This is a genomic window from Prevotella scopos JCM 17725, assembly GCF_018127785.1.
Lineage (GTDB): Bacteria > Bacteroidota > Bacteroidia > Bacteroidales > Bacteroidaceae > Prevotella > Prevotella scopos.
The window spans coordinates 1,071,438-1,084,678 of the sequence record NZ_CP072389.1 but is presented as its reverse complement, the minus strand read 5'-3'; the positions used below and the strand labels follow the sequence as shown (position 1 = coordinate 1,084,678).

Genomic DNA, 13,241 nt, shown 5'->3' with positions numbered 1-13,241 from the left:
TTAACACCATTGCTGTATATGGAAGGGTAGGGATCTAATGTGCGTTAAGCGTATTAAGACTAAGGTTAATCTGAAATTTTGTTTAGTTCGAGACTATACTTTCTGACAATATTTTGGCTCTATGACGAATCACCCACATGATTCATTATAGAGCCATAATTATGAATTGTGACTTATGAACTCTGAATTAAAGCCGTTCTTCTGTTACTCTGTCTTAAATTACGCTATCTACAAGTAACCTGTTTACTTGTCCACTTGTTCACTCATCTACTTGTTTACAAAAAAAAAGTGCCAAGAACCTTTCGATTCTTGGCACTATATGTTTAACGCTATAAGGATGATATCCTTACGTTATTTTAGTAGTTTGACTCCTCAACCTGGAAGAAGCTCTGTGGATGGTTACATACAGGGCAAACAGCTGGAGCATTCTTGCCGATAACGATGTGACCACAGTTGCGGCACTGCCAGATGCAGTCACCATCACGAGAGAAGACAACCTTGTCCTCAATGTTCTTAAGAAGTTTGCGGTAACGCTCCTCGTGGTGCTTCTCAACAGCACCAACGCCACGGAACTTAACAGCCAACTCTGGGAAGCCTTCTTCCATAGCTACCTTTGCCATCTCGTCGTACATATCAGTCCACTCGTAGTTCTCACCTGCTGCTGCGTCAGCGAGGTTCTGAGTAGTTGTAGGGATACCACCCTCGTGGAGGAACTTGAACCAGATCTTTGCGTGCTCCTTCTCGTTGCGTGCTGTCTCCTCGAAGAAACCTGCAATCTGCTCATAGCCGTCCTTCTTAGCCTTTGAAGCATAGTAAAGATACTTAGTGTGAGCCTGGCTCTCGCCTGCAAAAGCCTTCTTGAGATTCTCCTCTGTCTTAGTACCCTTCAAAGCTGCTGGGTTGAACTCTTTGAACTTTGCTGCCTTAGCGTGGCATACTGGGCACTCTGCTGGAGCCTCTGTTCCCTCGTGGATATAACCGCAAACGGTACATATAAATTGCTTTTTCATAATGTTTTGTTTTATAATGTTATAATGTTTTTGTATTACTTCTTATCCTGATAGATGAGATAGACTGATGTGAACTGATTATCAGCACTTAAGAGTTATCTATATTTCCTGTAATAATTTCAATCTTTCGTTTGCAAAGGTATTAATTATTTCTTAAACATTCATCATTCATTCACGATTTTTTTGTTTGGAAAGGGCTATTTAGACGATGGATAAATACAAATCATAATTCGGAATTATGAATTACCAAGCTATTTCTTTGGTTTGGTTGACGAGTTTTTAGTAGATAAGTATAATTGTTCCCAACACTCCTCTTTGAAGGGGGTGGGGCGGGGTATAACCCTTGTCTATTCCTCTATCTCAGAAAGGCTTCTGACGAAGTTGCTGAGAAAGTTACTGGTTGTCTCAATGGGAGCATATCCTACGTAGCGGAGGCTACGGCTGAGGTTACGACGGAGCACAGCACCATTGTTTTGAACAAAGCCTGTAGAGGTTTGTTTAAAGTGCCATTCGTGCGCAGTGTCTTTAGCTAGGTCGGATATGCTTCGTAGTGTCAGGCGATAAGCATTCGGGTCACTCTTTGTTACGAAGGGAATTTCGTCTTCTTCAAAACCAAAGACGGAGATGAGGACATTGCCTTGAAGTTCAGCCATGGCTTGCAGCTGTAAAGTCCTCAGCCAAGGCTCTAGTTTGACAAAGTCAACCTTGTTTCCTCGTGTTCTCAAATATTCTCCCATCGTGATAATACCACCTAAGTTCATACCACGTGTAAACATGGTTTCAGAGTTAGAGACGATGAGCTTCAATAGGTCGAGCGTCTCAACAGAGGTGTCGATACTATGGAGCTCGTTGTAGATAAGATTTTTCAGTCTTCGATTTAATAAGGTGTTGCTCAATCTGACAGTCTTAGGTATTCTTGCTGACAAGGTTTTTCTTTCCTCGTTTTTAGCTTTGATATCAGCAATGATACTCTCAGGCAGGTTAAGTCCTTCATCCAAGGAGTGTCTTGCAATACCATTGATGAAGACAGGCATCACCTGTTGTGCTTCAACCATTTGAATGAGTCTTCTCCATTTGAAAGCCGACATCGGTTCAAGGTTTGATTGTGTGGCGAAAGCTCCCGAACTTAAGATTCGGAAGAAGTTGCGTTGGATGATGTCCATTTCGGATGATTCGATTGATTTCATGGGGCGTGATGGGTGTTGGGTGATATGTTATGAGTAACGGCGTGGATAATGGAAGATAATAGAGAAGAAGGCGGTGACGCCTATTAACATCGGGTAATACAGGAACGGGATAATGCTAACTGGATTTATCTTTGCCAATCCTGCTGCCATCAGCACTTGTGCGCCGTATGGGATTAAGCCTTGTACACAACAAGAGAAGGTGTCGAGGATGCTGGCTGCCTTCCGTTTATCTACGCCATAGCGGTCGCCAATCTGCTTTGCAATACCGCCCACGGTAAGGATTGCCACCGTGTTATTTGCAGTACAGATATCTACTAAGCTTACTAAGAATGCAATTGTTAACTCTGCACCGCGCTTGTTGTTGACGTGGCGGGTGATTATCTTTATGAGGTAGTCGATACCTCCATTCTCACGGATGATCTCTAACATTCCACCTGCCATCATCGTGATGATGATGAGTTCGCCCATACCAGTGATACCTGTTCCCATACTTCCAAACCATCCATAGATATCGTAATTGCCATCAGCGATACCAATGATACCCGTGAGGAGGATGCCGATGGTCAGTACTGCCATCACGTTCATACCAAAGAGAGCACATACCAACACTGCCATATAAGGGATGACTCTGTAGATATCGACACTTTGGGTTTGTCCCATCGTGTGTAAGTCTCTTCCCATGAAGATATAGACAAGGAGAATCAGAACGGCAGCAGGTGCGACGATGAAGAAGTTTACCTTAAACTTATCCGCCATCTTACACTCCTGCGTCCTTGTTGCCACAACGGTTGTATCGCTGATGAACGACAGGTTATCACCGAAAAACGATCCGCCCACAACGATTGCTACAACAAAAGGTAACGAACTACCTGTTGAACTGGCGATACCAGCTGCGATAGGCGTTAGGGCGACGATGGTTCCAACACTCGTTCCGATACTGATTGATATGAAGCAGGCTGCAAGGAAAAGTCCCGGTAGCAACATGTTATCGGGTAGGATGGAGAGTGTCAGATTGACCGTTGCATCAATACTGCCCATCTCTTTGGCTGAATTAGCAAAAGCACCAGCAAGAACAAATATCCACATCATCATCATCATATTGTCCGTACTGGCTCCCTTGCTGTATATCTCTATACGTTTCGCAAGTGGATAACCTCCAGAGATAGCTATAGCGAAGATACTCGATGCCATGAAAGCCACAGTAATCGGTACCTTATAGAAGTCGCCTGAGAGGATGGAGGTGACCAGATATAATACGATGAATACAAGTAACGGACTCAATGCAAGGAGTCCTTTTTTGTTTTCTGTCATTGCTGTGTTGGTTGTATGTGTAATGTTTGTAGTGGAATCTACTGTTGGGTGTATAACATTGAATGGAGGAGATCTGTAAAGCGTTCTCCATGGAATCACCCTATCTAATATGTTCTTAACTTTTCTCCATTAGCGCTCTCCTCCTTTCGGAGGGGTTGGAAAAGGCTTTCTCTAATCCCACTCCCTATGATAAAAGTCTATATTCTCTTTTGTCAGCAAGTCGATAGGCATGTAGTTGACTGGTTCCACTTTCTTCTTCAGCACAATAGCACGGAAGAGAGAGTCAACACTAAAGTAACCTTGCTGGTAGGCATGCTGTGCAATGAGGAACGAAATGCTCCCAGCTCGCAGACAAGCAGCATTCTTATGCACCACGTCATAGCCCATTATCTGAACGTTCTTACGATGGGTCTTCAGTAAGAATTTACCCACGATATGTGCTTTCGAGTTAAAGGTGATACAATGGTGTATCTCTGGATGCTCGCTAAAAAACTTTTCCAGTATATGGTCATAACGCTTTCGTTCCTCATCCAAAGGGAGGTTTACCTCAATAATCTCCACGTTAGGAAAGTTCTCTTCCATATAATGGCGGAAGCCCACCTCACGATTCTCCTGCTGACGGCTCGCCATCTTTCCGTCTTTTATCTGCCTCATAAGCATGATGCTCTTTTCCTTTTGTGCAATGAGCATCAACATTCGTGCTGCAAATCGTCCACTCTGGATAGAGTCCTGCCCATAGAATGACAGAGGTTGCAGCGATGGCATATAAGAGTCAAGTAGGATGAAAGGAATATTGCGGTCATGTAATTCGTCTGTGAATTGGCGTGTCAGCTCCACTGTCGTAGGCACGAGGATAACACCATCGGGATTCTTCCTAAGACATTTCTGGTAGGTTTCAATATAAGAATGAGGGTCCAAACGGCTGTAATACATAATCTCTACATCGACATGAAAGTCTCTGCGCGCCTCTGCCGCCTTCAGTGCGCCAATCTCAATCTCTTCCCAGTAAGCCTCACTGCTATGTTTTGGAATCAGACAATAGAACGTGTAACTCTTGTTATAAGCCAGCGCACTCGCATATACATTTGGCTGATAATTCATTTCTTTTAGCACCTTTTCCACGCGTTTTAGTGCCGATTCCGATACATTCGGACGTTTATGCAATACTCTGTCAACTGTTCCAACGCTTACACCTGCGCGTTCTGCAATGTCTTTGATTCTTATCTTTTCTGCCATAAATATGGGAAGTGAATATAATATTTTTGCGCTGCAAATTTACTAATAATTGTTGGAATGTGCGAAAGCACAGTGTTAGTTTTTATGCTATCAACTTCTTTTTATTATTTAATTACGTTTAGAATGACTTATAATAGGAAGTTTTTATCTAAATTTGCGTCTTGAAATAAAACTGAGTGCAGACATGTCAATTAAAAGTAAACTTCAAAAACTATCTTTCCGTACGGGTGTTATCGTACTCATGATGTGCGTCCCTTTTTATATCCTTTCTTTTGTACAAGTGTTCTTTCCCGTGTCAACGGCGGTAAAAGGCGTATTGTTTACGGTTTTCTTCGGATTGGCAAAGAGTTTTCAATATGGCGGTATTGCTATCCTTGGGGCTGAAGGCTACAAGCGGGTAAAAGGTTATTTCAGACGTAAGAAGCAGGTGGAGGGCGTGCCTTTCAATGCGGATGGCAATGTCGGAAGGCGTTATTGTCCTGACCTTTTCTCCAATCCAGACATTCTTTCAGGCATTCGTTTGGTTATCTTTGATTTTGATGGGACACTTGGTGACTCACAAAAGTTGATTACCGATACGATGCTTGCAACAATAGAACAATTGAATCTGCCAAAGCGAAGTCGTGAGGAGTGTGTGCGAACGATAGGTCTACCACTGAAGGAAGGCTTCTCATCCATCATTCCGATGAACGACGAACAGGCTGAAGAATGTGCAAAAGTTTATAGTGATATTTTCAATGTGAAGAATGTACCGGGTGCGGTGACACCTTTCCCTGGTGTTATCGAAACGCTTAAAAGGCTTGCGGCGCAAGGTGTTGCAATGTCAATAGCAAGTAGTCGTAATCATCATTCACTTGCTATGTTGGTAAAGGATTTGGGGTTATCGGAGTACATAACATATCTGATTGGTGCTGATGATGTTGTCAACAAGAAACCGGCTGCCGAAGCAGTCCTTACCACCTTGAGTTATTTTAACGTTGAAGCGCATGAGGCACTTGTCGTTGGTGATGCTGAGTATGACATTCTCATGGGTCGCAATGCCGGCACTCACACATGCGGTGTCACCTATGGCAATGGTAGCAGAGAGAGTCTGGAGGCAGCAAAAGCCGAGTGGATAGTTTGTTAAATAATGTATAAATCTTTGGTGGTTTCGTAATAAACTACTACCTTTGCACTCGCAATTCAGAAATGACATCTGTTCATCGATGAATCAATCTTAATTAACATCGCGGGTTGGAGCAGTTGGTAGCTCGCCAGGCTCATAACCTGGAGGTCGCATGTTCGAGTCCTGCACCCGCAACTTCAAAGCTTAGAAATACTTAGTAATAAGTTTTCTAAGCTTTTTTTGTGTCCACCAAAAACTAATATTAATTCAGAATTCATAATTCACAATTCATAATTATGATTACCATTGTAGGAAAAATATTCAACTGGAAAAATCAAGGGTTAAAGCACAAATCAAAAAGTTCAATGTTCAAATCTCAAAGTTCAAAGGATAAAAAATCAAGGGTTAAAGCACAAATCAAAAAGTTCAATGTTCAAATCTCAAAGTTCAAAGGATAAAAAGTTCAAAGTATTTAACGCTCCTTGGCGCGGTGTGAGATTTAAATAACGCACATTCAATTAGTAAACACGAATGCTCTCGGTTAGAAGTATATTTACAAAATAAATATGAAAAGGGCTGGGGACTGAACTAAAAACAAGAAAATTTACCGCCTTTGTAATCAATTAGTTGCGGGAGTGACTTTCAAAAGGTACCTAATAGGACTTCAAAAGGGCGTTAGTATGGGGCTTAAAGGGCACCTTTTGCAAGCCAAAAGGGCGTTAATTGGAAGCCAATTAACGCCCTTTTTATTTTTAAGATTTGAACTTTCTTTACAAAACAACGGTTAATTAACGCGTGAAAAGACTAATAAATTAACAAGTCACTTACCGCAATAATCTCTGTTAGGAGGAGTAAGCATAAAGAGGAATTATCAGGCTTTGCGTTTTAACATCCCAGTCCCTTTAATCAGTTTTCTGCCAAATTTATCCGTATTTTTCAATAAGATACTTGACAAAAGAAAGGCTATTGAAGTCGATAAATCCTGCATCTTGCTGGTTAAGCGTAGCCACCTGCGTCATTTCATCAGCGGTAAGACTGAAGTCGAAGATATCAAAATTCTGCTGCATACGCTCTACGTGTACACTCTTTGGAATGGCTACAATACCACGCTGAGTGAGCCAACGGAGTGCCACCTGAGCAGCTGTTTTACCATATTTGGCACCTATAGCCGAGAGAATTTCGTTCTGCACAATACCGTCTACACCCTGTCCTCCAAGTGGTCCCCACGCCATCATCTTTGTATCGGTCTCATTCAAGACTGGTATAATATCGTTCTGCTGTGCCATAACGTTACACTGCAACTGATTGATCATCGGCTTTACATCTACATAATGAGCAAATTCGAAGAAGCGTCCTGCCTGAAAGTTAGACACACCGATAGCTCTCACCTTACCGCTACGATAGGCTTTCTCCATAGCTCGCCATGTACCATAGATATCGCCATATTGCTGATGAATGAGCAGAAGGTCAATATAGTCTGTATCAAGTTTACGCAGACTCTCTTCAATGCTGGCAGCAGCCTTCTCCTCTCCTGCATTAGAAGGCCACACCTTAGTTACGAGGAAAAGTTCGTCACGTCTAAGTCCACTCTTGCGCCAAGCACGTCCGACACCTTCTTCATTACCATAAATCTGGGCGGTGTCAATAAGGCGATAGCCTACTTTCAGAGCCTCACTCACACAGCGTTCGCACTCGTCAGGACTTACCAAAAATACTCCATAGCCCAAAAGAGGCATCTCAACTCCGTTGCTTAATTTGATTGTTTCCATATTTCGTCTTGCTTATTTATTAATGAATTATTTGTTCTACTTATTATTTTATGTCGTTAGACGGATTCAAACTCGATTGTTAACAACCTGTAAAAAAGCATCTTATCCCATAAAAGGACTGTGCTTTTGCTTCGACAACAAAACTTGTTATTATCGTTTGACGGTGCAAAATTACACAAAAGAAACCAATGATTTGTTTCACTTTTTCTACCTATTGTTTCACTTTTTACACAAAAAAGATTTGGAGTAGACCAAAATAGTGCTTATTTTTGCAATATGATGATATTAAAGGACTTCGACCTTGCTTATTCAACCGATATCCACATGATAGAGGATGAGCGGTTTTCTCACTGCATTTTTCATATTATCTGCATGGGTGGGGAGGGTAGCTTCGTCTATAACGAGTCGTGTTTTCACATCAATAAGAATGACCTTATCGTTATAAGTCGCCCTGACGAGGTAAAGAATATTGCCGTCACAAACGATTTCCGAATAGAGTGTTTCGCTGCTAATGCTCACTTTCTTAGAAATTCACTTCCCCCAAACAATTACAGCATCAGAGGAAGTATGAGTCTCTATCAAGACCCTATTATCCCGCTTTCTGCGGAGAATGCAGAGAAATTCTTAGCTGATATTCACCACCTTCGTGACAGACTCGGAGAGAAAGATGCTATCTTTTATCGTGAAATCATGGAAAGTCTGTGCCTTACGATGATATATGATATCTTTGAATTTCACACTATCTATTATCGTAATCAGGAGCACGTAGACCATGCCAATTATGTGGTCAATGAGTTTCTAAGGATGCTTTCTACTGGGATTACACGTACACAGCGGGATGCTTCCTATTTTGCTGACCAGCTGCATGTGTCTTTGAAGTATCTTTCACGTGTCGTCAAGCGTGCCACAGGAGAAACAATTACCTCCTATGTCGACCGTGCCACCATCCCCATACTACGTAAATATCTTGATGACGAAAGGCTCTCACTGACGCAAATCAGTGATATCATGAATTTTACTTCCCTTTCCTATTTCAGCCGATACTGCTCTAAACACTTAGGAATGACGCCAAGTAAATATAGAAGTTCTAAGGCATAATCCTCATTAGGACGATCGTTCCTATCGCTTTATGACACAAGAAAAGCTGCATTAGAAGTCTAATACAGCTTTACTTTATTTTTATTTCGTTCTTTATACTACCTTTCTATCGGATAATTATATAATGATTTTCTCCCTCTCCTTAGAAGCAATGTCGCTTAAGGAACTCCTCATACTGGTTGCAATAGCCATTGAAGACGTTGATGTCGACATCGCCATGGATACCACGCACCTTACCATCAGGACTTAACTGCCAGTAAGCTAACTTGAAGTTGGGCTTATATTCGCCATAACGGGCTATCCAAATGTGATAGTTATCGCCCAAATCGGGTGCCAATGGCATATAGGTATTGGCAAAAGTCTGACTGATATAAAGGATAGGACGTTTACCTGTATGCTTCTGCACACGACTCATCCACGCACGAATATGGTGGAACATCACCTTCGGACCACCCATTGCCACAATCTGTGCGTCGGTTGGCTCAACGTCTAAGACTGGCGGCAAGTCACCCTTGTTAAACTTACTACATTTTAGGAAATAGTCAGCTTGTGCTACACCCGCTGATTTAGTAGAGAAGAAATGATAGGTTCCAGTCCGTATGCCATGTGCACGTGCGGCTTTATAATCAACTTCGTAGTAAGTATTCAGAACCGTACAACCCTCCGTAGACTTCACGTAAGCGAAGGAAACAGGATAATCCACCTTCCCCTTGATAGTCTTCGTACTCAGCGTACCGAGGTCGGTAATGCGCAGTTTGTTCCAATAGATGTGATACACCTTATTATTCTTTTCGTGCTGATGACGTGAGAGGTCGATGCCGTAGATGCGGTCGGGAGTATACGTAAGGCGTTCACCTTTAAACACATCCGCCTTCCATTCGCCCACTTGTAGATACTCGTGTGGCGCAACATAGATGCCAAAGCCGTTGCGTTTTCCGTCCTTCCAATGTCCGTCATAGAAGCTGCCATCGTCGCCATAGTACTTTCCATAACCATTCGGAACGCCCTTCTGGTTCTCACCCTCATATCGTCCGCTAACAATACGAATGCCCTTTGCAAGGTTGCTGATAGTAGCTGCGTGGGTCTTATAGTATGTGTTCAGTGCGTCTATCGCCCCAGTTTTTTGCAAGCGAGTAATCAAGCGAATTGGTGTTCTTTTACTTTCGGTTTGTAAGAGTACGCAATCATTCTTCTTATCTATTTCCAATCGGCTGCAAACAGTAGGTTTCGCCTTCTTAGAGGAAGTCAGGATAGCATAGCGATTTTGCTGTCTAATGCGCAGTTGGGCAGAAGAAGTAGAGAGAGAATCTAATACCTTTATCATCCGACGAAGCGAATCCATCTGCTGCACCACTTCGGTATGATACTCCGCAATCTTGTTATATCCGTAATCCTGAACACTATGTACACGAAGATAATAACCCATCTCATTGCGCTTCGTTTGCAATCCGTCTAACTCCGAATCCATTTGAGTCATCGTCTGACGAATAAGCCTTAGCACCCCTTTTCCTTTCAAGTTGACGATTGTTAAGGGTTTATAATTCCAGCGAATGAGAATACGTCCGTGGCAAGAAGGCACTACGGGCAATCGGTTCACCCAATAACCGCGCTGCGTGATACTACGTGTATAAATCGAATCCTTATTGATAGAGCCACCCACAAACGCCGAATCGACATAATCAGCAAAGTATGCAAGGGGCTTACCATCAGCCTCTAACGTGTAATACGCCTCCTGACGAATGGTCACAGCACTCTTATCCACCTCCTCTTGTGAAGGGGGCAGACAACGAAAGACAATATATATGAGTAGAAGGACAAGCAAAATGCCCCCTCCTACATACAGGGTTCGCCTTGAAGGGCGGTAGTTGAACATTAAAATAAATCTAAAATATTTGCAAAGTTACAAATAATTATCTAACTTTGCAGCCAAGTTTATGAGAAAAACGACAGACATATTACTATCCCTTCTATTGTCAACGATGATAGTATGGATTGGTTCGGGCATCATGACAGTGGTGTGCGCACATACTGGTAGTGTGTCTGTTGCTAAGATGGAAGATAAGGGTCATTGCAATGATAACGATGTAAAAAATTGCATGAAGATTGAGGTAAAAACCTTGTCGCCCACAGACATGGCGCACAATGACTTTTACCACATCCAGCCTATACAGCTTTTTCTTCTCCCACAATTCGTAAGTGATTGTCAATTATTGCCTTTGCCTGTTTTGACAAAGGCCCCAGAGAGGATATTGTCGTTGCTCTGGCATAGTCCGCCACGCCAATATCTCCGATTACTTACGACACTTATCATTTGATTTTTGGTTGTTTTCTGTTCCTCATGAAATGGGCAACAGAAGGTTTATCGTACCTGTTACACAAGTGTGTTCGGGTAAAAAAGCGTATCAGTATGTTTCCCATTCTGATACCACACAGGCTTTATAAATTTTAAATAACAACTGAATATCAAACAAAATGAATAAAATTATATATTTAGCAGGACTGACCTTGCTGTCTGTCCTACCTGCTACCGCACAGAATACTGTAGTCGACTCGACCGCAACCCTAAAAGATCAGACGCTCTCTGACGTGACTGTCACCGCAAGAAAGGCATCAGTGAGATCGCTCTCTGGAGCCATCAACGGTAAAGACATCCTACGTGACGAACTCTTCAAGGCTGCTTGCTGTAACCTTGGTGAGAGCTTTGTCAACAATGCTTCGGTAGATGTAAACTACTCGGATGCAACTACTGGTGCCAAACAAATCAAACTCCTTGGTCTAAGTGGTACGTATGTTCAGATGCTGACCGAGAACCTTCCTAACTTTCGTGGTGCTGCCCTCCCTTACGGTTTGGGCTATGTTCCAGGCAGTTGGATGAAGAGTATGCAGGTGAGTAAGGGTAATACATCCGTCAAGAATGGCTACGAAGCGATGACAGGTCAGATTAATGTGGAATACGTTAAACCTGAAGATCCAACAGGTTTGAGTGTCAACCTCTATGGCAATACGGTGGGAAGATTCGAGGCAAATGCGGATGGTAACATTCATATCAATGGCAACAAGAACCTCAGTACGGAAATCCTTGCCCACTATGAGAACAACTGGCTACATCATGATGGCAATGGAGACGGATTCCAAGATGCCCCAAAGGTGAGACAATACAACCTGCAGAACCGTTGGTTTTGGAAGAAGGGCGATTATATCTTACATGCTGGTTTGTCGCTGTTGAAGGAAGATCGCGTGAGTGGTCAGACTCCTCATGCTGCTGCAACGAATCCTTATCGCATTGATATCGGCACCGACCGCTACGAGGCTTATATGAAACATGCCTTTGTTCTCAATCAGGAACACGCCACAAACATCGCTTTGATGGGTAATGTATCTATGCACAAGCAGCAGGCGCAATATGGTATTAAGCAGTATGATGTCAACGAGAAGAATGCTTATGCATCACTTATGTTTGAGACAAACTTCACCGATGAGCACAATCTCTCTGCTGGTTTGAGTCTCAACCATGATTACTTGCATCAGACGCTGACACTCCCAGCAACGGCTGTGCCTTCTGATTATGGTAATATCTACCCGCTCACACGTGGTATTGAGAGCGAAACAACACCGGGCGCATACGTTCAGTACACCTATAATCTGCATAGTCGATTCATCGCTATGGCAGGATTGCGCGTCGACCATAGCAATGTTTATGGTACGTTCTTCACTCCTCGCTTCCACTTGAAATGGGTGCCAGCTGACTTCCTGACCCTTCGCCTCTCTGCAGGTAAGGGCTATCGCAGTCCGCACGCACTGGCTGAGAACAATTACCTCATGGCTTCGGGGCGCCGACTCATCATCGATAAGCTCGATCAAGAGGCTGCATGGAACTATGGTGCGAGTCTTAATTTCAACATTCCAATAGGAAATAAGATGCTGAAAATCAATACTGATTACTATTACACGCACTTCCTTTCACAGATGTTGATTGACTATGACAGTAATCCACAGGAGCTGCATATCACAAATCTCAATGGAAAGAGCTTCTCGCATACCTTCCAAATCGAAGCTTCTTATCCTTTGTTCAAGGGTCTTGAGCTGGGAGCAGCCTACCGATATAACCTCGTTAAGGCGACGTATGGAGGAAAACTGATGTGGAAACCACTGCAGAGTCGTTACAAAGGACTCTTGACGCTCAGCTATAAAACACCTTTAGGACTCTGGCAGTTTGATGCTACTGCAGCCTTGAACGGAGGTGGTAGAATGCCAGAATCTTACACCTTAGCATCGGGCGAACGCTCATGGGCAGGCAGCTATAAGGCTTACGGACAGCTTAGCGGGCAGGTGACACGCTACTTCCGCCACTTCTCGCTTTACATAGGTGGGGAAAACCTTACCAATTATAAGCAGAAGAACCCTATCATTGGTTATCAAAATCCGTGGGCTAACAGCTTCGAACCAACAATGGTCTATGGTCCTGTCGAGGGTGCCATGGCATACGTTGGTATCCGTCTGAACCTCGGTAAACGACAGTAAACAT

General features: G+C 43.1%; 10 protein-coding genes and 1 tRNA gene. 5 read left to right on the top strand and 6 right to left on the bottom strand.

Annotated elements, in window-relative coordinates; genetic code table 11:
• Nucleotides 1-356: 356 nt before the first annotated feature.
• The 4 genes from rbr to J4856_RS04150 form a co-directional block, all read right to left on the bottom strand.
• Nucleotides 357-1,010 (bottom strand): rubrerythrin, encoded by a 654-nt coding sequence (gene rbr / locus J4856_RS04165; protein WP_025837601.1) that lies wholly within the window; start codon nt 1,008-1,010, stop codon nt 357-359.
• 347 nt (nt 1,011-1,357) lie between these two features.
• Nucleotides 1,358-2,173 (bottom strand): hypothetical protein, encoded by an 816-nt coding sequence (locus J4856_RS04160; protein ID WP_025837602.1) that lies wholly within the window; start codon nt 2,171-2,173, stop codon nt 1,358-1,360.
• A 51-nt stretch (nt 2,174-2,224) separates the two neighbouring features.
• Nucleotides 2,225-3,508: a Na+/H+ antiporter NhaC family protein gene (locus tag J4856_RS04155; protein ID WP_025837604.1), complete on the bottom strand. Its 1,284-nt coding sequence runs from the start codon at nt 3,506-3,508 to the stop codon at nt 2,225-2,227.
• 171 nt (nt 3,509-3,679) lie between these two features.
• Nucleotides 3,680-4,744: a LacI family DNA-binding transcriptional regulator gene (locus tag J4856_RS04150; RefSeq protein ID WP_025837607.1), complete on the bottom strand. Its 1,065-nt coding sequence runs from the start codon at nt 4,742-4,744 to the stop codon at nt 3,680-3,682.
• 184 nt (nt 4,745-4,928) lie between these two features.
• Here J4856_RS04150 and J4856_RS04145 point away from each other — a divergent pair, with 184 nt between their 5' ends.
• Complete coding sequence (locus J4856_RS04145) at nt 4,929-5,870, top strand: HAD-IA family hydrolase (protein WP_025837608.1); 942 nt, start codon at nt 4,929-4,931, stop codon at nt 5,868-5,870.
• Nucleotides 5,871-5,971: 101 nt separating this feature from the next.
• Nucleotides 5,972-6,044: transfer RNA gene (locus tag J4856_RS04140), tRNA-Met, on the top strand.
• Nucleotides 6,045-6,772: 728 nt separating this feature from the next.
• Here the strand turns inward: J4856_RS04140 and J4856_RS04135 are convergent.
• Nucleotides 6,773-7,618 carry an aldo/keto reductase gene (locus J4856_RS04135; RefSeq protein WP_025837610.1) on the bottom strand — a complete coding sequence of 282 codons (846 nt, stop codon included), beginning with the start codon at nt 7,616-7,618 and terminating at the stop codon, nt 6,773-6,775.
• A gap of 276 nt (nt 7,619-7,894) precedes the next feature.
• Between J4856_RS04135 and J4856_RS04130 the strand changes: the two genes are divergently transcribed.
• The gene (locus J4856_RS04130) at nt 7,895-8,716 is read left to right on the top strand and encodes a helix-turn-helix transcriptional regulator (protein ID WP_025837613.1); all 822 of its coding nucleotides are present in this window, start codon (nt 7,895-7,897) and stop codon (nt 8,714-8,716) included.
• A 142-nt stretch (nt 8,717-8,858) separates the two neighbouring features.
• On the opposite strand, the gene J4856_RS04125 is transcribed toward J4856_RS04130, so the two are convergent.
• The gene (locus J4856_RS04125; RefSeq protein ID WP_025837615.1) at nt 8,859-10,589 is read right to left on the bottom strand and encodes a GH25 family lysozyme; all 1,731 of its coding nucleotides are present in this window, start codon (nt 10,587-10,589) and stop codon (nt 8,859-8,861) included.
• 61 nt (nt 10,590-10,650) lie between these two features.
• Between J4856_RS04125 and J4856_RS04120 the strand changes: the two genes are divergently transcribed.
• Both J4856_RS04120 and J4856_RS04115 read left to right on the top strand, forming a co-directional pair.
• On the top strand, nt 10,651-11,031 hold the full coding sequence (locus J4856_RS04120; RefSeq protein WP_025837616.1) for a hypothetical protein: 381 nt from the start codon (nt 10,651-10,653) through the stop codon (nt 11,029-11,031).
• A gap of 157 nt (nt 11,032-11,188) precedes the next feature.
• A complete protein-coding gene (locus tag J4856_RS04115) occupies nt 11,189-13,237 on the top strand; it encodes a TonB-dependent receptor plug domain-containing protein (protein WP_025837617.1) in 2,049 nt (682 codons plus the stop codon).
• Nucleotides 13,238-13,241: the final 4 nt, after the last annotated feature.